Annotated in this window: 20 protein-coding genes; 10 read left to right on the top strand and 10 right to left on the bottom strand. The window is 51.0% G+C overall.

Going from position 1 to position 21333, the window contains the following annotated elements; genetic code table 11:
- Positions 1 to 89 precede the first annotated feature (89 nt).
- Genes ABFZ84_RS04165 through ABFZ84_RS04155 form a run of 3 tightly spaced genes read left to right on the top strand, consistent with a single transcriptional unit; the run spans position 90 to position 2708 of the window.
- Positions 90 to 1514, top strand: coding sequence for a cytochrome ubiquinol oxidase subunit I (locus tag ABFZ84_RS04165; protein ID WP_369312662.1), 1425 nt, complete (start codon positions 90 to 92; stop codon positions 1512 to 1514).
- Between the two features lie 11 nt (positions 1515 to 1525).
- Positions 1526 to 2557, top strand: coding sequence for a cytochrome d ubiquinol oxidase subunit II (cydB, locus tag ABFZ84_RS04160; protein WP_369312661.1), 1032 nt, complete (start codon positions 1526 to 1528; stop codon positions 2555 to 2557).
- Positions 2550 to 2708 (top strand): hypothetical protein, encoded by a 159-nt coding sequence (locus ABFZ84_RS04155; protein ID WP_369312660.1) that lies wholly within the window; start codon positions 2550 to 2552, stop codon positions 2706 to 2708. Before cydB ends, ABFZ84_RS04155 begins: the two co-directional genes overlap by 8 nt.
- A gap of 40 nt (positions 2709 to 2748) precedes the next feature.
- Here ABFZ84_RS04155 and ABFZ84_RS04150 read toward each other — a convergent pair whose 3' ends face one another.
- The 4 genes from ABFZ84_RS04150 to hemE all read right to left on the bottom strand — a co-directional run bounded on the left by ABFZ84_RS04150 (position 2749) and on the right by hemE (position 6162).
- Positions 2749 to 3123 (bottom strand): PRC-barrel domain-containing protein, encoded by a 375-nt coding sequence (locus ABFZ84_RS04150; protein ID WP_369312659.1) that lies wholly within the window; start codon positions 3121 to 3123, stop codon positions 2749 to 2751.
- A 92-nt stretch (positions 3124 to 3215) separates the two neighbouring features.
- Complete coding sequence (gene rho, locus ABFZ84_RS04145; RefSeq protein WP_369314537.1) at positions 3216 to 4472, bottom strand: transcription termination factor Rho; 1257 nt, start codon at positions 4470 to 4472, stop codon at positions 3216 to 3218.
- Positions 4473 to 4655: 183 nt separating this feature from the next.
- The gene (hemJ, locus tag ABFZ84_RS04140) at positions 4656 to 5102 is read right to left on the bottom strand and encodes a protoporphyrinogen oxidase HemJ (RefSeq protein ID WP_369312658.1); all 447 of its coding nucleotides are present in this window, start codon (positions 5100 to 5102) and stop codon (positions 4656 to 4658) included.
- The gene (hemE, locus tag ABFZ84_RS04135; RefSeq protein WP_369312657.1) at positions 5095 to 6162 is read right to left on the bottom strand and encodes a uroporphyrinogen decarboxylase; all 1068 of its coding nucleotides are present in this window, start codon (positions 6160 to 6162) and stop codon (positions 5095 to 5097) included. Before hemE ends, hemJ begins: the two co-directional genes overlap by 8 nt.
- 465 nt (positions 6163 to 6627) lie before the next feature.
- Here hemE and ABFZ84_RS04130 point away from each other — a divergent pair, with 465 nt between their 5' ends.
- Genes ABFZ84_RS04130 through coaE form a run of 4 tightly spaced genes read left to right on the top strand, consistent with a single transcriptional unit; the run spans position 6628 to position 9499 of the window.
- Positions 6628 to 7464: a pyruvate, water dikinase regulatory protein gene (locus ABFZ84_RS04130; protein WP_369312656.1), complete on the top strand. Its 837-nt coding sequence runs from the start codon at positions 6628 to 6630 to the stop codon at positions 7462 to 7464.
- Positions 7461 to 8063: a Maf family protein gene (locus ABFZ84_RS04125; protein ID WP_369312655.1), complete on the top strand. Its 603-nt coding sequence runs from the start codon at positions 7461 to 7463 to the stop codon at positions 8061 to 8063. The genes ABFZ84_RS04130 and ABFZ84_RS04125 overlap by 4 nt, the downstream gene beginning before the upstream one ends.
- Positions 8064 to 8900: a shikimate dehydrogenase gene (locus tag ABFZ84_RS04120; protein WP_369312654.1), complete on the top strand. Its 837-nt coding sequence runs from the start codon at positions 8064 to 8066 to the stop codon at positions 8898 to 8900.
- Complete coding sequence (gene coaE / locus ABFZ84_RS04115) at positions 8897 to 9499, top strand: dephospho-CoA kinase (RefSeq protein WP_369312652.1); 603 nt, start codon at positions 8897 to 8899, stop codon at positions 9497 to 9499. The genes ABFZ84_RS04120 and coaE overlap by 4 nt, the downstream gene beginning before the upstream one ends.
- Here coaE and ABFZ84_RS04110 read toward each other — a convergent pair.
- On the bottom strand, positions 9496 to 10350 hold the full coding sequence (locus ABFZ84_RS04110; protein WP_369312651.1) for a dienelactone hydrolase family protein: 855 nt from the start codon (positions 10348 to 10350) through the stop codon (positions 9496 to 9498). The genes coaE and ABFZ84_RS04110 overlap by 4 nt on opposite strands.
- 10 nt (positions 10351 to 10360) lie before the next feature.
- Positions 10361 to 11359, bottom strand: coding sequence for an adenosine kinase (locus tag ABFZ84_RS04105; protein WP_369312650.1), 999 nt, complete (start codon positions 11357 to 11359; stop codon positions 10361 to 10363).
- Between the two features lie 182 nt (positions 11360 to 11541).
- On the opposite strand from ABFZ84_RS04105, the gene ABFZ84_RS04100 reads away from it, so the two are divergent.
- Positions 11542 to 11910, top strand: coding sequence for a hypothetical protein (locus ABFZ84_RS04100; RefSeq protein ID WP_369312649.1), 369 nt, complete (start codon positions 11542 to 11544; stop codon positions 11908 to 11910).
- Here ABFZ84_RS04100 and ABFZ84_RS04095 read toward each other — a convergent pair.
- The 3 genes from ABFZ84_RS04095 to ABFZ84_RS04085 all read right to left on the bottom strand — a co-directional run bounded on the left by ABFZ84_RS04095 (position 11907) and on the right by ABFZ84_RS04085 (position 16836).
- Positions 11907 to 13226, bottom strand: coding sequence for an AmpG family muropeptide MFS transporter (locus ABFZ84_RS04095; RefSeq protein ID WP_369312648.1), 1320 nt, complete (start codon positions 13224 to 13226; stop codon positions 11907 to 11909). The genes ABFZ84_RS04100 and ABFZ84_RS04095 overlap by 4 nt on opposite strands.
- 69 nt (positions 13227 to 13295) lie before the next feature.
- On the bottom strand, positions 13296 to 15161 hold the full coding sequence (locus tag ABFZ84_RS04090) for a response regulator (RefSeq protein WP_369312647.1): 1866 nt from the start codon (positions 15159 to 15161) through the stop codon (positions 13296 to 13298).
- A gap of 109 nt (positions 15162 to 15270) precedes the next feature.
- On the bottom strand, positions 15271 to 16836 hold the full coding sequence (locus tag ABFZ84_RS04085; RefSeq protein ID WP_369312646.1) for a YifB family Mg chelatase-like AAA ATPase: 1566 nt from the start codon (positions 16834 to 16836) through the stop codon (positions 15271 to 15273).
- Positions 16837 to 17105: 269 nt separating this feature from the next.
- Between ABFZ84_RS04085 and ABFZ84_RS04080 the strand changes: the two genes are divergently transcribed.
- On the top strand, positions 17106 to 18851 hold the full coding sequence (locus ABFZ84_RS04080) for an SUMF1/EgtB/PvdO family nonheme iron enzyme (RefSeq protein WP_369312645.1): 1746 nt from the start codon (positions 17106 to 17108) through the stop codon (positions 18849 to 18851).
- Positions 18852 to 18983: 132 nt separating this feature from the next.
- A complete protein-coding gene (locus ABFZ84_RS04075) occupies positions 18984 to 20624 on the top strand; it encodes a vWA domain-containing protein (RefSeq protein WP_369312644.1) in 1641 nt (546 codons plus the stop codon).
- Here the strand turns inward: ABFZ84_RS04075 and ABFZ84_RS04070 are convergent.
- The gene (locus ABFZ84_RS04070) at positions 20621 to 21331 is read right to left on the bottom strand and encodes an SAM-dependent methyltransferase (protein ID WP_369312643.1); all 711 of its coding nucleotides are present in this window, start codon (positions 21329 to 21331) and stop codon (positions 20621 to 20623) included. The genes ABFZ84_RS04075 and ABFZ84_RS04070 overlap by 4 nt on opposite strands.
- Positions 21332 to 21333: the final 2 nt, after the last annotated feature.

Below are 21333 nucleotides of genomic sequence, written 5' to 3'. Positions count from 1 at the left end.
GTGCGGCATGCCGCCGCGCGGCATCTGCTTCACTATGTAAACAGAACAAAACTGACTAGTTTTGACCTGCAATAGAAACGGTGGGCCCTATGGAACTCGACGCACTCATCTTGTCGCGTTTGCAATTCGCTTTCGTTATCGCATTTCACATTATGTTTCCGGCATTCACGATTGGGCTGGCTGCATTTTTGGCGGTATGCGAAGGATTATGGTTGAAAACCAAGCGCGACGTCTTTCTTCGTCTCTACCTTCACTGGGTAAAGATCTTTGCGTTGGCGTTTGCCATGGGCGTCGTGACCGGTGTCGTCATGAGTTACCAATTCGGCTCTAACTGGTCTGTTTTCTCTGACAAAACCGGCAATGTGCTTGGCCCTCTATTAGGGTACGAGGTGCTAACCGCATTCTTCCTTGAAGCGACTTTCCTTGGCGTTATGTTGTTCGGCTGGAAACGGGTCGGGAACCGGCTCCACTTTATCTCTACGTTGGCTGTTTCCGTCGGAACGATGATTTCCGCGTTCTGGATTCTTTCGGCCAATAGCTGGATGCAGACCCCCCAAGGCCATGAAATCGGGCCAGATGGCCGGTTTTATGTAACGAGTTGGATGGAGGTTATCTTCAACCCCAGCTTTCCATCTCGGTATGTCCACATGATGCTCGCGGCGTTTATTACGACGGCGGCGGTGATTATGGCGGCAGGCGCTATTCAGGTTCTACGCGGTCGCGTAACCGAGCCAACCCGTTGGCAAATGCGTATGGCCGCCGGAACGCTCGCGGTATTGATGCCACTTCAAATTTGGGCCGGTCATTGGTCGGGTGAAATTGCCCATCACTATCAACCCGCAAAAGTTGCCGCCATGGAAGGTTGGTGGGAAACCAAAGAAGGCCAGCCAACCATTTTGTTTGCGCTTCCCGATCAAGAAAATAAACGCAACATCGCCGAGATTGGCATCCCTGGTTTAGGTGACGTGGTTGTTGGCGGTGAAAAACCGCTCAAAGGCCTCGATGCATTCCCAGATTCCGAACACCCGCCCGTCTTTATCGTCTTCTGGTCGTTCCGCATCATGGTTGGTGCAGGATTGGGCCTATTAGGCATTGGGTTGTGGGGGTTGTGGTTATGGCGCACACAAAAACTAACCAAGCCGGGCATATTTCACATTCTTGCCATTCCCGGCGGTACACTTGGTTTCATCGCCGTCATCTCTGGCTGGGTCGTCGCTGAGGTCGGCCGCCAACCCTACACGGTCTATGGATTATTGCGTACGGCCGATAGCGTCTCGCCGGTTCCCGCAGGTCAGGTCGCGTTCTCACTCATGGTGTTCATGGTGATTTACGCAATCATCTTTACGGCAGGGATCGTCTATATGGCACGGATTGCAACCCGCGGCTTTGATGACCAACCGGCCGGGCCACCCGCGGCAGAAAAACGTGCGCCGGGAACGCCCCTTGGTGCCGTTGCTGATCCTGCTGAAACACTTGAAGACAAAGAGGCGGGCACCACACCCGCCGCATCATAAGGGAGCGCATCATGGATTACGCATTAATTTGGGCTATCCTTATTGCCGTTGCCGTCATGATGTATGTTTTGCTTGATGGTTTTGACCTCGGCATTGGTATTCTCACCGCTTTTGCCAGTGACGAAGCCGAACGATCTTTAATGACAGCCACCATAGAACCCGTATGGGATGGAAACGAGACATGGTTGGTCCTCGGTGGTGGCGGTTTATTGGCCGCGTTTCCGCTTGCCTATTCAATTTTGATACCGGCATTTTACATCCCCGTACTGATCATGCTGGCCGCATTGATCTTTCGCGGGGTGGCGTTTGAATTCCGTCATAAAGCCGTCCGCAACACAACCAAACGGTTTTGGAATGGCGCATTTTTTGGTGGATCGCTCGCGGCCGCCTTTTCCCAAGGAATTATTCTGGGCGCATTTATTCAGGGCATAGAGGTATCGGGTCGGGCTTATGCTGGTGGCGGGTATGATTGGCTGACACCATTCTCATTGATGGTGGGTGCTGCGGTCGTTGTCGGTTATGTTCTGCTCGGATCATGTTGGTTGATCCTTAAAACAGAGGGTGCAACACGTGATGGTGCACGCAAATGGGCACGCCGAACATTGATTGGTGTCGGTCTTGCTATGGCGGCCATTAGCCTTGCCACATTATCAATCGATCCCCGCGTCACAGAACGCTGGGGCATATCTATGACGGAAATTGATTTCGGGAAATTTTTATTCGTTTCACCAATTCCGCTGGCAGGCGCTGTTTTAATTGGGTTTTTATGGCGCGAATTGACCCGAAACTCATCTAATGACTGGCTTCCCATTGTCCTCGCGGCAGGGATTTTCCTAACCGGTTATCTTGGTTTTGCCGTATCTTTGTTTCCGTACAACGTACCTTTTTCGAAAACTATTTGGGAAACCGCGGCACACGACACCTCTTTAAAATTCTTGCTCGTTGGCGGAGGTATATTGCTGCCGACCATCCTTGTTTACACCGTCTATGTGTATTCCCTGTTCTGGGGAAAGGTTCGTCCGGGTGAGGGGTATCATGCCTGATATATTCAAACCTGTTGGTCCGTCATCTGATGATGATAAAAAACCGGGCCTCGGCCCAAAGTTATTGTGGTTTGTTATCCTCGCTGTTGCGGGCGTCGCATGCGTTGCCGGCACCGCTTATTTAATGCGGGCGCTGTTATTTATTGGCTGAGAAAAAAGCCCGGCCAGTTTGTGTCTGGCCGGGCGTTTTATTACATCCAATATGGCGGTACACCATAATATCCATAGATTTTTTCGCCATATGAACGATCATAAAGACGGTTTGTCTCGTTGCGTTCAATGGTTGGTGCACCTTCTAGTTTTTCCTTTGATAGGTTCACCACATAGCCATCCCGTTCGTCGTCATAATTCAGTGTATCCCATGGTAATGGGTGATGTTTTTCACCCATCCCCAAGAATCCGCCAAATGCCATAACGGCGAAAGCAACATTGCCCTGTCGCTTATCAAGCATAACGTCTTGAACGGAGCCGAGTTTTTCACCGTCATTGTTAAAAACATCGGTGCCTTCGACTTTATCTGCGGAAATCAAGCTTGCGGTTTCATCGCGTGCAATAATATCAGTCATAACTGCTTCTCCGGTTTTTACGTCCCCGCATAAAAACCAATGAAACAAATCGCGATTAGTTCCGACCCGAATATCCGATTTAATGATTACAGTTACGTATTCATTGAATCAAAGAAGTCTTTGTTCGATTTGGTTTGTTTCAACTTATCGATCAAGAATTCAATCGCATCGGATGTACCCATCGGTGAAAGAATACGGCGAAGCACAAAGACTTTCTGAAGGTCTGTTTTCGACGTAATAAGGTCTTCTTTCCGGGTTCCGGATTTTGCGATGTCGATGGCCGGATATGTCCGCTTATCGGCGACTTTACGATCCAGAATAAGCTCTGAGTTACCCGTCCCTTTGAATTCTTCAAAGATGACTTCGTCCATTTTTGAACCGGTCTCGATCAGCGCGGTTGCGATAATCGTCAATGAGCCACCTTCTTCGATATTTCGCGCGGCACCAAAAAAGCGTTTTGGACGTTGAAGCGCATTCGCATCAACACCACCGGTCAGAACTTTACCGGATGATGGCACCACAGTGTTATATGCCCGGCCCAGTCGCGTGATAGAATCGAGCAAAATCACCACATCGCGGCCATGCTCAACAAGTCGTTTTGCTTTCTCAATAACCATCTCGGCGACCGCAACGTGACGGGTCGCTGGTTCGTCAAAAGTCGAAGAAACAACCTCACCCTTTACCGAGCGCTGCATGTCCGTCACTTCTTCCGGACGTTCATCAATCAACAAAACGATCAAATAAGCTTCCGGGTGGTTCGTCGCGATCGCATGCGCGATGTTTTGAAGAATGACGGTTTTACCGGTTCGTGGCGGCGCGGTAATCAAACCACGTTGGCCTTTCCCCATCGGGGCAACCAAATCTATCACCCGAGCTGTCAAATCTTTTGACGTTGCGCCTTCAACTTCCATTTTCAAACGCTCGTTCGGATAGAGCGGTGTCAAATTATCGAAGTGAACTTTGTGGCGCGCTTTTTCCGGATCTTCGAAATTGATCGTATGGACTTTCAACAGCGCAAAATAACGTTCGCCATCTTTCGGGCTGCGAATTTCGCCTTGAACCGTATCACCGGTGCGCAACGCAAAGCGCCGGATCTGGGTAGGGGAAACATAAATATCATCTGGCCCAGCCAGATAGCTGGCATCCGGTGACCGCAAGAAACCAAACCCATCCGGAAGAACTTCAAGAACACCGCCGCCATTAATTTCAACATCGCGATCCGCAAGCTCTTTCAGGATCGAGAAAAGCAAATCCTGCTTTCGCATGGTTGAAGCATTTTCGACTTCAACTTCTTCGGCGAAAGCCACCAAATCGGCCGGTGATTTTTCTTTCAGCTCTTCGAGCGACATGGTTTTAGGCAGCATGGAATTCCTCAATCAGAAAAAACCGCGCGAGAATTTCCCCGCGAGACATTGGATAGATCAGCAATGAAAAAAACGGCGCGCCCAGAAAGGTTTTCCGGCGGCACAAAAAAGGAAAGTTGCGCTAGATATAATCTAACAATCGATTTCGTCAATCAGTGATTCGCAAAACTAGAACGGTTTCACAATCACCATGATCACGATGATGATCATGCCCAAAAAGGGGACTTCGTTCATGATCCGCCAGAATTTCTCGGTGCGCGGGCGCTCGCCCGCTTCGAATTTCCGGCGTGAGGACGAATAAAACCCGTGAATTCCTGAAATAATTACAACAATGGTCAGTTTTACGTGGAACCAACCAGCAGACAAAATTGCCGGATTAGCCACCAACATCAAAATCCCAAGAACCCAGACCAGAACCATCGACGGATTAATGATCCCCTTCATCAATCGCCGCTGCATCTGAATGAAATAGCCCTCGGCCTCGCCGCCTTTTTCAGATTGATGCTGATAAACAAACAACCGCGGCAGATACATCATGCCAGCCATCCAAGCGATGACCATGATCAGGTGCACTGACTTAATCCAAAGATAAATCGAGCTTAGAAAATCAGCCATGATAGCTCCTGACAAACTTCACCAGTGCCGCAACATTTTCCGGCGGCGTCTCCGGGATAAAGCCATGCCCGAGATTAAAAATATACGGGACATCATGAAACAGCTTCAAATAGGTCTCTGCGGCCCGTTCCATCGGCGCACCACCCGCAACGACTAAAAGCGGATCAAGCCCACCCTGGACGACCACACGGCCCGGCAAATGGGTTCTGGCCCAACTAGGGTCCATGGCATAATCAATGCCGACGCCATCGCAATTTCTCAACAAACCATATTCGCTTAGTTTTTCGCCGACACCTTTTGGAAATAAGATGACCGGAACACCAGGTCGTGCCTTTTTAATTTGACCAGCGATATGATCAAGCGGACGGACAGAAACCGCATCCAGCACTGGCGCAGGTAGACCACTCGCCCACGTATCAAAAAGTTGAACGGCGTCGGCACCGGCATCAATCTGTGCAATCAAATATTCAACGGTCTTTTCGCAAAGCACGTCGATAAGCCCCATGATGAAATCATGATTTTCATAAAACTGCCGGCGCAAAACCGCTGGGTCCTTCATCGGGCCGCCAGCCAGCATATAGGTCGCGACCGTCCATGGCGCACCGGCAAAACCGATCAGCGCTTTATCATTACCGAGAGCGGCTTTGGTTTTTGCCACGGTCTCGTAAACTGGTGAAAGCGTCTCATGAACATCGCGCTTTCGGAATAGATCGAGGTCTTTTTCGCTAACGGTCGGTGAAAGCCTCGGTCCTTCGCCTTCAACAAATCGCAAATCCTGACCAAGAGCCTGCGGGATCAAAAGAATATCCGCAAAGAGAATTGCTGCATCGAGATCAAACCGCCTTACCGGTTGAAGTGTGACCTCGGAGGCAAGCTCGGGATTATAGCAAAGATCGAGAAACGAACCGGCTTGCGCTCTTAGCTTTCGGTATTCCGGCAAATAGCGACCTGCTTGTCGCATGAACCACATTGGTGGAACTGCTGAAACGTCACCTTCAAATGTCCGAATGAACTTTGACTGAGCTTCGCCCGATTGTGGGTCGTTTGCGTCTTTGGTCATACCACGCAATTCTTTCCTCTTAACTTTCTATAAAGATTTCTTAATAAAGTATTAATATTAAGAGTCAGGCTGAATCCCGGGGAAAAAGTCACCGGAAAGTCGAATCCCCTGAAGATACCGTAAATTCCCCCAGAGATTCACCGGTGGGAATAAGTCTTCCTAAGTCTGTTGAAAAGCCGATCAAACGCCGCAGCGTATTTGAAAAACAATGTGGATAATATTTGGCGCCCTTGATTCATCCTGTAGACCTAGCAAAAAGGGGGAGCAAAGTATGACCGGTCATACTTTTCAAATCCCCTTGGGCGCCTCACTGGTATGACTCGGGCAGTTATACATGGGGCTAAATTGCCACTCGCGAATTGACGAACCTTTCCCCTATAATTCCACAGGGTTGAATCATAACTGGGTAGAAGTGCGCAATTAATGGAAAAAACGGCAGAAAATATGACTTCCACGGAAAAAGTAGTGCGAAAAAAACAGCCGCTTGCGACCTACTTTCATGTTCATCTTGTATCGGATTCAACCGGTGAAACGCTAAATGCAATGCTCAAAGCAACGGCATCGCAGTTTAATGCCGCAAAACCGCTTGAACATATCTACGCGCTTATTCGATCACGGGCACAAATGGAACGCGCGCTTGCGGAAATAGAAGCGTCTCCTGGTTTGGTGCTCTATACGGTGATCAATCCGGAGTTACGCCGGCTCCTGGAGATCCGGTGCAGCGAATTACAAACGCCAGCAATCTCTGTGCTCGATCCATTGCGTCATGCCTTCACCGATTATCTCGGGTTAGAGCAGACCATGAAAACCGGTGCGCAATATCAGCTTGATGATGCTTATTTCAAACGGATTGCCGCGCTCGATTACACGCTTGCCCATGATGATGGCCAGATGGTCTGGGACCTTGAGCCTGCGGATGTTGTGGTCGTTGGCGTCAGCCGTACCTCGAAGACCCCAACTTGTATGTATCTAGCAAATCGCGGGATCAAAGCGGCGAATATTCCGTTGGTGCCAACCTCGCCGCCGCCCGAAGAATTATTTGCCCTGCGAAAACCAATGGTTGTTGGGTTGGTGGCTTCACCAGAGCGTTTAACCCAAATTCGAAAAAGTCGGCTTGGCGGATTAAACGCAGAGGCCGCAGTTGAGGATTATTCCGATTTAGACGCTATCCGAAAAGAAGTGTTGGCGGCGAAACGGCTTTATACAAAACATCGCTGGCCGACCATTGATGTCACGCGAAAATCCGTTGAAGAAACAGCCGCCGCCATTCTTACGAAATTATCAGCCAGACAAAATCGATGACAACTCCTCAGCGCGTAATTTTAGCTTCCGGTAGTTCCATTCGGGCTGCGATTTTAGACGGGGCCGAGGTGCCGTTTGGTGTGATCAAGCCCAATGTGGATGAGGATGAAATTAAACAACAGGCCCAAGCCGACGGAATAGATCTCGAACAAACAGCGATGCTTTTAGCCGAGGCAAAATGTATGGCGGTTGCTTCGCGTGAACCCGGAATAGTCATTGGTTCTGATCAGATCATGGAATTTGAAGGCCGGGCCTATGATAAACCAAAATCAATGGCCGAAGCAAAATCGCGAATTTTAGAAACCCAAGGCGCATCACATACATTGATCAACGCGATTGCGGTCGCCCGAGATGGCGAAATTGTCTGGCGAAATCTCGACCGGCCAACATTATATATGCGTTCCCTAACTGAACACGAAGTCGATATCTATCTTCGTGAAGCTGGCCCTGAAATTCTCCATAGTGTCGGGGCCTATCAAATCGAAAAACTTGGTGCGCGATTGTTCGACCAAATTGTTGGCGATCATTACGCAGTGCTAGGGCTGTCATTATTTCCATTACTCGCCCTATTACGGCGCGAAAATATTTTGGCTTATTAAATGAGCAATCCCCCAATCCTTGCTGGTGTCGTTGGCTGGCCGGTCACCTATTCTTTATCGCCAGTAATCCATTCCACATGGGCGCATCGTGCTGGCATTAATGGCTATTATGTACCCGTTGCTGTTCCGCCGAGCGAAGATGAATTTCGCCAAATTATCAACGGACTACGCCGGGTCAGGTTCGCGGGTGTGAATGTAACCAAACCCCATAAAGAAAACGCTTTACGGTTGGCGGATGAGGCGAGCGAGATTGCCAAAAAAGCGGGTGCAGCGAATATGCTGACATTCCAAAAAGACCATATCTATGCTGATAATTCGGATGTTGTTGGTTTTGCAAATGCGGTCAAAGAGCAAAGCACTAATCCGGGTATTCATGGGCTGGTTCTGGGGGCTGGTGGTGCCGCGCGCGGCATCATTTTAGCGCTACAAAGCCTTGGCCTTAAAAAAATTACGATTACCAATCGCACCCGTGAAAAAGCCGAAGCATTGGCGGACGAATTTTCCCTTGATGTTGTTGATTGGGATCGTCGTAGCAATAATCTTGATACGGCAGACATATTGGTCAATACCACAAGCCTTGGAATGACCGGTCAACCGTCGCTTGAAATTGATTTAAACACACTTAAACCTAAATCTATTGTTGCTGATATCGTATATTCACCGCTTGAAACACCCTTGTTAAAAGCCGCCAGCAGTCAGCATACGATTGACGGGCTTTCGATGTTAATGCATCAGGCGGTCCCTGGCTTTAAGCAATGGTTTGGTGGTACCGGCATTGTCGATGCGGCGTTAAAACAAACACTCCTTACAGAGATCAAAAGACGAGAAACAGCATGATTAAAATTGGTCTCACCGGATCTATCGGCATGGGAAAGTCAACGGTTTTACGAATGTTCGCAGGGTTGGGTGCAGCCACTTGGAATGCGGATGATGCGGTCCACCGTCTTTATGAAAAAGATGGTCTGGCTGTGCGCGCGATTGAAAAAGTATTTCCCGATACAATAGTCGATGGTCAGGTCGATCGTGGTCGTCTCGCAACCTTGGTTTTGAATAATGCTGAGGCATTACAACAGCTTGAGGATATTGTGCACCCCCTTGTGGGGGAAGACCGCGAACGCTTTATGACGGCTGCGGCCCATGCTGGCGCGCTTGTGGCAGTCCTTGATATTCCGCTGTTGTTTGAAAATGCGAGCGATAAGTTTTTCGATGCAACAGTTGTCGTTAGTGCTGGCGAGAAAATTCAGCGCGACCGTGTTTTGGCCCGCCCGGGTATGACTGTTGAAAAATTTGAAGCAATTTTGCGGCTTCAATTACCCGACGAACAAAAACGACAGCGGGCAGACTATGTGATCAATTCCGGTCAATCCCTTGAGGGGACACGAGCCGAAGTTGAAGCCGCCTATGAAGACATTATTGCGCGCGCGACCAAGGCCTAATTTGCGGACTGCAAGAAATTTTCATAGCGCGAAACAGCATCTTTGAAATATTCTTCATTATACCAATGAATATAATCCGGCTCTAAAAACGGGTCATCGAATACATGATTTGCATCCGTATAGGTAATAAATTCTAATGAGGGATCGCGTCGTTTTCGTTTTTCGAAATAGGTCAGACATTCCTGTGCGTTCACGACCTCATCGGAACCCGCCACAAAACTAAGCATTTTTGGCGATTGGCTTAGCGGCTTGAACCGGGTCAAGGTTCCGAAACCACAATAGGGATAAAACAAAATCGCCCCATCAATGTCAGGAACAGAAACCTCGCTATCGCTAATACCCGGCGGTGCTTTTCTGGTGTCCATGGTTAGAAAATCCATGATGGTCCATGCGCCGTGGGACCAACCGGCTAAGATAATCCGGTCTTCATCCAGTCGTTGATCTTGTTCCACAAATTCAAGCGCAGCAAAAACATCACCGGCGCGTTCAAACCCCAAAAGGTCTTGACCGGCGCAAATCACAGCAATGGATTCCTCGCGGGAATAGCCGCGCGGTGAATTGCTATCGATGATTACTGCCGCATAGCCATTATTGTTGGCAATGTCCGCCCACTGATGTTGAAATTCCGGGCGAATGCCGGCGCACCCATGAAACTGTAGAACAACCGGAAACGGGCCAATGCCGTCAGGAAGGCGAATTTCAATCGCGTCATCAAGTAAATTTATGCGTTCGGCCAGCGTGGTTTTTTCAAGTTTCGATGTAAACCACGCAAAGGCGAGGGGTTCTCGCTTCCAGATTAAAACGCCAGCAAGTATCGTTATAAGTAATAAACCGATCTGCCAGCGTTTCATCCGTTATCCCCTATAAAAGACTCGCTTTTTGCGCAAGATCTTTAAGACTCTCAGATGGCCGCGCACCGAAGTGGCTAATAATTTCACAAGCGGCAATCGACCCGAGTTTGCCAGCTTTATCCAATGAAAAGCCGCGAGCAAGACCGAATAGCAGCCCCGCCGCATAGGCATCACCAGCCCCAGTTGTATCCACAAGCGCGGTGGGCGGGATCGCATCAACATAGACAATATCGCCATCACGCGGGATCAGGACTGACCCCTGTTCTGAACGCGTAACCGCCGTAAGCGGACAAAGCTTGCGGGCTTTTTCTGCGATTGCTTCAATGTCATCGGTTTCAAAAAGCGCAGCGGCCTCAACATCATTGGCCAAAAGGATATCAACATTTTTGCCAATGAAATCATGCAAAACATCGAATTGGCGCTCAACGCAGCTTGCATCAGAAAGGGTCAATGCGGTTTTCTTGCCGTCATCTTTGGCGATCTGACATGCGCGAATAAAGGCTTCACGGGCGACCGGTTGTTCAAATAGATAACCTTCAAAAAATGTAATCGCTGCGCGTTTGATTTGTGCCGGGTCAATATCATCAGGTTCAACATAACCAGCGGAGCCAAGAAATGTCGTCATCGAACGCTGGGCATCCTCGGTGACATTGATCAAACACCGACCAGTGCCTGGGCCTTCGGTGAGTGGTTTGGTATCAAACTCAACACCGAGCGCCCGCAAGTCATGGCGAAAAATATCGCCAAGGGTGTCTTCTGAGACTTTGCCAACAAATCCGCCATGTCCGCCGAGTGAGGCTATACACGCGATAGAGTTTGCAGCCGACCCGCCTGAAATTTCAACGGCCGCCGCCATATCTTTGTAAATAACGCTGGCGTGCTCTTCATCGATCAACAGCATCCCACCTTTTGGAATATCGTGAGCCGCTAAAAAGGCATCATCGGCTTTGGCGAGAACGTCAACGATTGCATTGCCGACGCCAATAACGTCGAGATTAGGTTGAGACATCAAAATTCCTTATGGACAGCTTTTTCCCGCACGGCTTATAGGTAGCTCATGCCATGAGAGCAAGGCAGAGGCAGCTTATGGAGTTGTCTTCGTGGTGGTTGGGCCGTTGTGGAATGTGGGCTGTTGTTCTTGGGCGACCGCGCGCCTATCGTCTGCGACGGAGTTAAATTTTAAGGGATCGAATGAGCCAGTTTCGTATTTTCGCAATGATCACAGGCCTTTCCCTGATTGCGGCCTGTAGCACCGCACCAAACACCGAGCCAGAAATTACAACCGATGCTAAGCCCAAAAAACCCGCCGCACCGGTTTTTATGCTCGATGATTTGTTGGGCGTGAACGATAAAACTATCGACGCGACGCTCGGCGAACCGGCACTGACCCGACGCGAGGGCGAAGGCGAATTTCGTCGTTATGCCCTAAAAACCTGTACTTTGGTCATTATTCTCTATCCTGATGAACTAGGCATTCCAAAAGTAGAACATGTGGATGCAACAGCCCATGAGTCTGGCGAAGAAAAGCCAGACCTTGATGATTGTCTGGCGGCTGGTTAACTGGCTGGCGGTTCGGCTTCAAAGCGTTTTTCTGACTGTTTTAAAAAGAACACCAATATCGCCGCGGGTAGGCCGATAATGGCCGTGATCGCAAAGAACCAAGCATAACCAACCCCCTCGACCATAAAGCCAGAAAACCCGCCGACGAATTTTCCGGGTAGGGCATAAAACGAGCTAAACAACGCATATTGTGTGGCGGTAAACGCAGTGTTGGTCAGGCTCGACATATAAGCAATTAGTATCGTGCCCGCAGCGCCATAAGCGATATTGTCGGCGATGACCGCAAAGGCCAAACCGCCTGTGGTGGCGTCCGATAGGGCCAACCAACTATAGATTAGGTTCGTGAGCGATTGCGCGAGAACGCCGATCAAAAGGGTCCATCGAAAATCAAACCGGGCGACCAAAATGCCGCCAGCAAAAACCCCGAACAACGTCGCAAAAAGCCCAGCGCCTGATCGGATCGCGCCAATTGTTGTTTTGTCATAGCCAAGATCGATATAAAGCGGGCCCGCCATATAACCCATCAGAAAATCGGGTACGCGGAACAAAGCGATGAACAACAAGATCACTAGCGCGTGGACGCCAAAGCGCGAGTAAAAATCACGGAAGGGGCCGACGACCGAACGCGAAAATGTTTGCGCTAATGGTGCACGTGGTGGTGGTTCGTAGGCCCGGACCTCGACCTTGGGTGCAAACAGCACCGTCAACAGACCAATCCCCATCAATAGCGCCATGAATTGATACGCGGCGGGCCAGTTTACTTGATCTGCAACAAATAATGCGCCCGCACCCGCGACCATAATCGCGACACGGTAGCCATATTGATACATGGCTGCCATGACGCCTTGTTCTTCGTCGGTCGCCGCTTCAATGCGCCATGCGTCAATCGCTATATCTTGGGTCGCAGCCGCGAAAGCCATAGCAACGGCGATCAGCGCGACCACCCAAAGATTCCCAGCTGGATTGGCGGCGGACATAGCCAATAACGTCAGCGCGATACCAATTTGCGCGGCGGCCATCCATGCGCGACGCCGACCGACAATTTTTTCAAGGACCGGTATCGGGGTTCGATCCACCATCGGTGCCCAAAGAAATTTGAATGAAAATGCAAAACCCGTCCACGCAAAAAGGCCGATTTCGCTTTTTTCGACCCCTGCCTCGGCCAGCCAAAGCGAAAGGTTTTGATAGATCATGTAAAAGGGCAGCCCGGCCGAAAAGCCAAGCAGCAACATGACGACGCTGCGCGCCCGTAGATAAGCGGCAAGTGATTTCAAAAGTGATGTCTTGCCGTCGTCGGCGCGCGATGTCTGTGTCATGACGGCGACGCTACTTGCGTTTTTGGGTTAAATAAAGGCACCACAGCCCTAGGGTATCGGGATTTTTTATTACGATGCTTCGCTGTATTTGCTGCCGCTCTCGCCCCACTTTGCCAAAAGGTTGGTTAGGTCTTTTGGCTCGAACGGTTTTGACAAAAAGTCATCCATCCCCGAAGCGATACATTTCTGGCGGTCGGCGGCCATGGCATTGGCTGTAAGTGCAATGATTGGCACACGCCGCATATCAGTATCCAGGTTCCGGATGCGCCGGGTCGCTTCAAGTCCGTCAACTTCGGGCATGTGCATGTCCATCAGAACAATATCATAATCCTGAGACCGGATCATCTTGACGGCTTCTTCGCCATTTGGCGCAACATCAACACTATGGCCTGCGCGTTTGATGATTGTGGTCGCAAGAACTGCGTTGATCTGGTTATCCTCGGCAAGCAACACACGATAAGTTTTGTCTTCGGGATTTTGCGGCTTTGGTTTAACAGGCGCGGGGGCTTTTACGTCATCCTCAAATAACTGTTGGTGTAGGGATGATTGCCGAATAGGTTTGATAAAATAACCGTTAAATCCGGCATCGCGCATTTCATTGATCCGATCGCGGGTCATCGGCGACAACAATACATAAGACCGCGCGGCCATTTTCGCGAGTGGTTCACCGCTTTCACCCGCAACTAAGATGTCGCAAAGCAGAATCGCGTCTGGATATTGTTTCATGACAGAAATCGCGTCAGCCGAATTGGTCACTTTGTGGATTTTGTTGGCCCCAATCGCACCAAGCTGTAGCTCGATGCTGCGCGAAAGCACATCTGATTGGGTGGCAATAACAACGGGTGGTTCAAATTGTGTGGGTTTTGCGGGCGCATCGCCTTCGTAATTCAGATCAATTGTGAACGCGAATGTGCTGCCTTCATCAGGGGTAGAAGCAAATGTGATGTCACCATTCATGGCCAGCACGATTTTACGCGCGATGGCTAAGCCAAGCCCTGTCCCCTCGCGGCGGCGCGCCAGATCGGATTCGGCCTGAGAGAATTCTTCAAATATGCTGGCTTGCTTGTCTTCGGGAATGCCAATGCCCGTATCACGAACAGAAAAGACAACATGGGCGGTGCCGTTTTCGGCATTGATAAGGCGCGCTTCAATGCCAACACCGCCGCGGTCAGTGAATTTTACGCCGTTCCCGGCCAGGTTTATCAAGACCTGTCGCAATCGGGCTTCATCACCGAAAAGTTGTTTCGGGACGGCACTATCAACATAGGCCGTTAGCTCTACGCCTTTGTCGGCGGCTTTGGTGGAAAGTAATTCCGCAACGGATTGCACAAGGTTCTGTGGGCTGAAGGGCGCGTGGTCTATTTCTAACCGACCCGCTTCGATCTTAGAGAAATCCAACAAATCATTAATCAGCGCAAGGAGTGATACTCCGGACTCGCGAACTGATTCTGCATAAGCGCGTTGGTTCGGCTCAAGATTGGTATCGAGTAATAATGACGTCATGCCGAGAATACCATTGAGCGGCGTACGCATTTCGTGGCTCATGGTGGCTAGTAACTGCAATTTAGGATCAACAGTTTCAGTGTCGCCATTCGATTGAGTGGTGATCACATCTGTGGATCTTTTTTCAGGCATATCACCGTCTGATAGAGATTCTGGTGAGCCTACATAAAGCCGCTCATTGCCATCAAGAAGGGTCTCGGTCCAACTTACAATTAGATCACGATCACCGACCCGGGCTTCGGTTTTATAACGTGCGGGCGCGCCTTTTTTTGCCGTGTCGCCACCTGGCGCAAATGGACGCCCGTGCCAACTGTCTACCGGCGCGCCAAAAAGCTGGGCAAAGCTTTGGGATACAAACCGAATAAACCCGCCAGCATCACAGACGAGAATGAGTTCTTGAGATTTGGAATTTGTTGCGCCTGAATGCGGCATTGATGGTCGAACCCCCACGAAATTTGATGGCTCATCATGGGGTCAGGGCCTTGAAAAATGGTTGATAGGATTGGTTAATTAGCTCAATAAATTCAATTAAATCTTAGAATTACGACGCAATTCGCGATGTCGTTGCGGCCGGAAGCGGTGCGCCGGGGTCACTGCGGCGACGAAAGCTGACGGCTTCGGCGACATGCCGTCGCCGAACGCCATCGCTTGAATCAAGATCAGCCAGTGTTCGTGCGACCCGTAAAATTCGCGTATATGCCCGCGCGGAAAGCCCCAAGGCTTCTGCCGCGCGTGATAAAAGCGCAGTGCCTTCTTGGTCAGGGGTCGCAAATTTTGCGAGATCTGCGTCGCTCATGGCCGCATTGGATGGGGATGGCGCTGGATTGGTGGGTTGTGTGTTCATCCGATCCGATTGCGCAGATCGGGCTGCTGCGACACGTGCAGCCACCTCAGCAGTGGTTTCGCCATTAGCTGGCGCAGCAAGATCAGCCGGTGTGACGGCGGGAAGTTCGATTGATAAATCCATCCGGTCGAGCATGGGCCCAGAAATCCGCGATTGATAAACTTCTTCACAATTTGGTCCGCGTCCACAGGCCCGACCACTGGCTTTACCGTAGCCGCATCGACAGGGGTTCATGGCAGCAATCAATTGGAAACGTGCCGGGTAACGCACATGGTAATTAGCCCGTGCGATCAAAACATCACCGGTTTCAAGGGGCTGCCGTAGGCTATCCAAAACGGTTGCCGCGAATTCTGGCAGTTCATCTAGAAACAAAACGCCGAGATGTGCGAGCGAGGCCTCCCCCGGCCTCGCTCGCATACCGCCACCAATCATTGCTGCCATAGACGCGGAATGATGTGGCGCACGGAAGGGGCGTGCGCGGGTGAGGCGGCCACCTTCCAATAATCCCGCTAGGGATTGGACCATTGAAACCTCAAGCATTTCAGCGGGCGAAAGCGGCGGCAAAAGCCCCGCAAGGCGCGCCGCTAACATCGACTTTCCTGCCCCTGGCGGACCGACCATTAAAAGATTGTGGCCACCGGCCGCGGCAATTTCGAGTGCGCGTTTTGCGGTTTCCTGCCCCTTAACGTCAACAAGGTCGGGGATAGCCGGGGCGGCTTCTAATGTGCCGGGCGTTGGCGGCGATAAAACTTGCGTACCCTTGAAGTGATTGACCAGTTGAATAATTGATTTCGGTGCCAAAATCGTGGCGTCGCCACCGGCCCATGCCGCCTCAGGCCCACTCGCCTCAGGACAGATCAAGCCAAGCCCCATGGCATTGGCTGCGACCGCCGCAGGCAATGCACCTGCGCACGCGGAGATCGATCCATCAAGGCCCAATTCGCCCATTACCGCAAACCCATGGGCAGCATCATTGGGGGCGGCACCCATTTCAATTAACAACCCAAGCGCAATCGCCAGGTCGAAATGGCTGCCCTCTTTCGGGAGGTCCGCCGGCGCAAGATTTACGGTGATCCGCTTTACGGGAAGACCCAAACCCACCGCAGCCAGCGCCGCGCGCACACGCTCCCGCGCTTCGGAAACCGCTTTGTCGGGTAGCCCCACAATGGTGAACGCATTTGACCCATTGGTTAGCTGAACCTGAACAGTAACCGGTTGGGCATCGACCCCGTGAAATGCAAATGTAGTTATCTGCGCGACCATGGCTCTCCCCTGCTGTGTCGCCCCCGCATTGCAGGGATCTGATGCCTAAGGCATTGAATGGATGGGACCATGAATGAAATAGCAGAACATATCAAGAACAAATTTTCGTTAATTCTACCAATGCGCTAAGACTTTTCCCCAATGTTTCCTTGCAAAACTTTTAGTTAACGCCTATCGGCGGATCGCATCGATTCGCCTTAGAAGAGCGGTGTCCATATTTTGCGCAGCCTATCGGCGAACCAATTATACCGCTTTAGAAACGATCCAATATGTCAGCCATCTCTATTATCCATGCACCGCGCGATGAAGCGCTGGGCGAGAAAATTGCCGCCGCGTTGAGTAATGCTGGCCATGTCACAAAACGGATCTTTTCGGAAACCGAGAATGACGACAGTAACCTACCCCAAGAAAGTGATAGCGCGGCAATTGTTTTGTGGACCCATGCCGCCGCGAAGCTAGCGCGGCTACACCAACAGGCATTTGATGCGATGGCGCGGGGTGCGCTTATTCCTGTAGCTGTGAATGGTGCGACACCGCCCGGCGGGTTTGAGGCATTGCCGCCGGTGGATTTGTCAGGTTGGTCCGGCGCAGCGGATGATCCGCGCTTTCGGTTTATCCTTGAAGAAATACAGCTCACCCATAGCCGTATGAAACTACAAGATGGTTTGGTTTGGGCCGCGCCCGAAGAACCCGTGACCCCCATGACCGAAGAGGTTGCGCCATCATTTGAAGGCACAGCGGTCGATGATGATTATTACCCAGAAGCAGTTAGAACGCCTGCGGATGAAATGGAAACTCTACCGCCGTTTTTGACGCGTCGTGCGCCGCCGGTACGTTTTCATGCGCGCGACGTAGCGGTGGGCGGTACAATCGGTTTGGTATTGATGGCGGCGGCCACAGCCATTCTTGTGCCGATCGTTTTGCCGGTACCAGAGGCGCAACAGATGGTTGCGACACCGCAAGCGCCGGAGATTGTGCCCGATCCCTCGCCAACCATCCCCAGCAATCTCGCAAGCGTGAATAGTACGGGCGCACCGCAAGATATTTTGACGCTGCCAATGGTGTCTGTGAATGATGCATTGCCTACGGATGAAATGGGCGAGCTGGTCGATAGCGATACAACGGTGCCTGATGATCTGGCCGCGGCTGATATGAGTGCGAATCAGGAAACCACCGACGGTGACGCAATGGAAACGTTAGTCACGGCCGTTAGTGCTGAAAGTACTGGCGAGGCGACGGCGGTGACGCCGCTCCCAGTCACCGTCACCGATGGCGCGTTCGAAGGCAATTACTTTAAGGAGTGTGTTGATTGCCCTGATATGGCGATGATCCCGACGGGCCGCTTTTTGATGGGTGCAACCGACAAATCTGAAGGACCGTTGTTAGAAGTCGCGATTGATCGCCGGTATGCGCTCAGCTCACGCGAGGTTACCTTTGCCCAATGGGACGCATGTGTGAATGATGGCGGTTGCAAATCTTATCGCGCGCCGGACCACGGGTGGGGCCGCGATAAACACCCAGTGGTGAGCGTTTCTTACGAAGATGCGCAGGCCTATACTGCATGGTTATCGAACAAGACCGGGCGGAATTATCGTCTGCCAAGCGAGGCCGAATGGGAATATGCCGCGCGTGCCGGCACAACCAGTCCGTTTGGCTTTGACGGAACGTTGACCATCGCGCGCGCTAATTTTAATGGCCAATTTCCGTATGGCGGCAAGAAAGAAACATTCCGTAAACGGACTGTACCCGTCGCAAGCTTCGCGCCGAACGCATTTGGATTGTTTGATATGCACGGTAACGCATGGGAGTGGACAAGTGATTGCTGGTCGCCATCCCACACAGGTGGCGCGGGCGATGGATCACCGCGAAGCAATGGCGACTGTAATCGCCGCGTCCTAAAAGGGGGCGCGTGGAACTCTGGCGGTTGGCGGCTGCGGTCGGGCCATAGAATCGGTAAAGCCAAAACGGTTCGCGAATTTGACAATGGTTTCCGCGTTGCGCGCGATCTTGGGTAAGATTGATTATGGTTGGATTGGTTGTTTCACTGATTTGACTTGTCCCCGCCCTATTTCTGCCGTTTCATGACTTTATAGACGACCGCGCAGCAGGGGGAGCCTGCCGCGTCGGCAGCGTATTGGGGAGAGATCATGAACAAGCTTTCTGCGAAACTCGGCGTTAGTGTTTTGATCGTCGCGGGGCTTATGGCCTGTTCGACGCAGCCTGAGATCGTGGAGGAGAATATCTCGCCGCAAGAAGACCGGGTTGTGGTCAATGCGGGCCGAACCCAATTCGCGCCCATGGGAAAAGTGAGCGGTATTATGGGCGCGCCGTCGCCCATGATGATGCCAGATCCGCAAATCACAGAACAATATGAAGAAACTGACCCTAATCCGGTTAAGCTGACATCAGAAGAACCTGTTTCGACGTTCTCTTCTGACGTTGACACAACGGCTTATTCGGTGATGCGGCGCTATATTTCAAAAAATAACAATTTGCCGCCATCGGATTCGGTTCGCATTGAAGAATATGTCAATTATTTCGATTATCAGTATACAGAACCGAAAAGCGCCGATGCGCCTTTTTCGCCGACAGTATGGGTAACGCCTAGCCCGTGGAATGCGGGCACACGACTGATGCATATTGGCGTTAAGGGTTATGACCTTCAGCCAGAAACAACACCGGATGCGAACATCGTTTTGTTGCTTGATGTCTCTGGCTCCATGAACGCCGACAACAAGCTGCCTTTGGTGAAGAAGTCGGTTGAACTTTTGGTCGAAGAGATGTCGCGTGATGATCGCTTGTCGATTGTGGTCTATGCTGGCGCAGCGGGCGTGGTGCTTGAACCGACACCCGGCAATAAAAAAACAAAAATCATTGAGGCCTTGAACAAACTCGAAGCGGGCGGATCGACGGCGGGCGGGGAAGGGTTGTCACTCGCGTATAAGTTGGCCGAGGAAAATTTCGCCGAAGATAAAATCAACAGGATCATTCTGGCGACGGATGGCGATTTTAATGTAGGTGTCGTTGATGCTGACAGCCTAGAAGACTTTGTTGCCCGCAAGCGCAAGAACGGTGTCTTTTTGACGATTCTTGGGTTTGGTGAAGACAATTATAACGACGTGATCGCCCAAAAATTGGCACAAGCCGGCAATGGAAACGCGGCCTATATTGATACGCTCAATGAAGCGCGAAAAGTTTTGGTGCGCGAATTTCGCTCGACGCTTTTCCCGATTGCGAATGATCTTAAATTTCAAGTTGAGTTCAATCCAGCGATTGTCGCTGAATATCGTTTGATCGGATATGAAACACGGCTTTTGAACCGCGAAGATTTCAACAATGATGCAATTGATGCCGGTGATATTGGCTCAGGCCACACGGTGACAGCGCTTTATGAATTGGCGCTGACGGGATCTGACGCGCGGTTGATTGATGACCTTCGTTATCAAACTGCCGCTTCGGGAAATAACAGTGGGGCGGATGGCAACAAAGACGAGCTGGCGTTTGTGCGCCTCCGGTACAAATTACCAAACGAAGATGAAAGCCGTTTGATTGAACAGCCCGTCCCCACCGCAGGAATATTTGAACAACTTTCTGACGCACCAGCCGACGCAGGCTTTGCTGCTGCTGTCGCTGCGTTTGGTCAAAAGCTTCAGCGGGCGGGGTATACCGATAAATACTCGTATAAAGAACTGCTTGCGTTGGCGACTTCAACCAAAGGCGACGACCCCCATGGCGACCGTGCCGAGTTTATCAATCTCGTCAGGGCCGCTGCCAAAATCGACGATTAGGTTTTGGTTTTTTGGGCAAGCCATGCGCAGATTACAGCAGCTTGATAAAAGCGAACTGGTTTTGTGAAGCCGCTCGCTGCGATCATTGCTTCGACCTGTTGTGGCGTATGGGCCGCAACGTCTTTGCCAAACATCTTGCGATAATTTGCCTGACCTTCGGTGCCCATTCCCGTGATCGCGATCGTGCTTAACCAGATCTCCATCAGATCATCACATGACGCATTGTTGAAATCGACAGCGAGATCCGCGTTCAGATAAAGCGCGCCGGGCGAAAGCCGATCCGCAATCGCGCGGAAAAAACCCGAACGCTCTTTCTCTTCGGTAATAAAATGCGAAACCAGAAAACTGACGGCACCATCAAAAGGCTCGGTTGGCGGAAGATCCTCAATGTAGCCTTGGTGAAGGGTGTATCGCCCGGCGAGTCCCGCCTCGACCATTCTATTATCGCAAACCTCTAACATCGCCTCTGACGGATCGAACCCCGTAAATCGCCATCGGGGATACGTTTCGGCAAAGGCAAGGATATCTGCGCCAGTCCCGACACCCGCGCATAGTATATGGGCATCATCGGGAAGGGTGTTTAATGCGCTACGGCTAAGCAGATGAAGGGCCTCTGCTATCGACGCTAATGGTTTCCACCGAATATCATATTCGGCTGCGTGTTCTTTATTAAAAGCACCGCTCGGCATTTTCTGTTGGTTTGTCATGT

Source organism: Hyphococcus lacteus, from assembly GCF_041058985.1.
GTDB lineage: Bacteria > Pseudomonadota > Alphaproteobacteria > Caulobacterales > Parvularculaceae > Hyphococcus > Hyphococcus lacteus.
The sequence above is the reverse complement of the archived record's forward strand: the minus strand, read 5'-3'. Positions and strand labels throughout refer to the sequence as shown.

Bases quoted from the DNA above. Each gene is read 5' to 3' on its own strand.
- rho (WP_369314537.1), bottom strand. From the start codon at position 4,472: ATGTCGCTCGAAGAGCTGAAAGAAAAATCACCGGCCGATTTGGTGGCT.
- hemJ (WP_369312658.1), bottom strand. From the start codon at position 5,102: ATGGCTGATTTTCTAAGCTCGATTTATCTTTGGATTAAGTCAGTGCAC.
- hemE (WP_369312657.1), bottom strand. From the start codon at position 6,162: ATGACCAAAGACGCAAACGACCCACAATCGGGCGAAGCTCAGTCAAAG.
- ABFZ84_RS04150 (WP_369312659.1), bottom strand. From the start codon at position 3,123: ATGACTGATATTATTGCACGCGATGAAACCGCAAGCTTGATTTCCGCA.
- cydB (WP_369312661.1), top strand. From the start codon at position 1,526: ATGGATTACGCATTAATTTGGGCTATCCTTATTGCCGTTGCCGTCATG.
- ABFZ84_RS04090 (WP_369312647.1), bottom strand. From the start codon at position 15,161: ATGCCGCATTCAGGCGCAACAAATTCCAAATCTCAAGAACTCATTCTC.
- ABFZ84_RS04125 (WP_369312655.1), top strand. From the start codon at position 7,461: ATGACAACTCCTCAGCGCGTAATTTTAGCTTCCGGTAGTTCCATTCGG.
- ABFZ84_RS04155 (WP_369312660.1), top strand. From the start codon at position 2,550: ATGCCTGATATATTCAAACCTGTTGGTCCGTCATCTGATGATGATAAA.
- ABFZ84_RS04075 (WP_369312644.1), top strand. From the start codon at position 18,984: ATGAACAAGCTTTCTGCGAAACTCGGCGTTAGTGTTTTGATCGTCGCG.
- ABFZ84_RS04100 (WP_369312649.1), top strand. From the start codon at position 11,542: ATGAGCCAGTTTCGTATTTTCGCAATGATCACAGGCCTTTCCCTGATT.
- coaE (WP_369312652.1), top strand. From the start codon at position 8,897: ATGATTAAAATTGGTCTCACCGGATCTATCGGCATGGGAAAGTCAACG.
- ABFZ84_RS04085 (WP_369312646.1), bottom strand. From the start codon at position 16,836: ATGGTCGCGCAGATAACTACATTTGCATTTCACGGGGTCGATGCCCAA.
- ABFZ84_RS04120 (WP_369312654.1), top strand. From the start codon at position 8,064: ATGAGCAATCCCCCAATCCTTGCTGGTGTCGTTGGCTGGCCGGTCACC.
- ABFZ84_RS04070 (WP_369312643.1), bottom strand. From the start codon at position 21,331: ATGACAAACCAACAGAAAATGCCGAGCGGTGCTTTTAATAAAGAACAC.
- ABFZ84_RS04080 (WP_369312645.1), top strand. From the start codon at position 17,106: ATGTCAGCCATCTCTATTATCCATGCACCGCGCGATGAAGCGCTGGGC.
- ABFZ84_RS04110 (WP_369312651.1), bottom strand. From the start codon at position 10,350: ATGAAACGCTGGCAGATCGGTTTATTACTTATAACGATACTTGCTGGC.
- ABFZ84_RS04105 (WP_369312650.1), bottom strand. From the start codon at position 11,359: ATGTCTCAACCTAATCTCGACGTTATTGGCGTCGGCAATGCAATCGTT.
- ABFZ84_RS04165 (WP_369312662.1), top strand. From the start codon at position 90: ATGGAACTCGACGCACTCATCTTGTCGCGTTTGCAATTCGCTTTCGTT.
- ABFZ84_RS04095 (WP_369312648.1), bottom strand. From the start codon at position 13,226: ATGACACAGACATCGCGCGCCGACGACGGCAAGACATCACTTTTGAAA.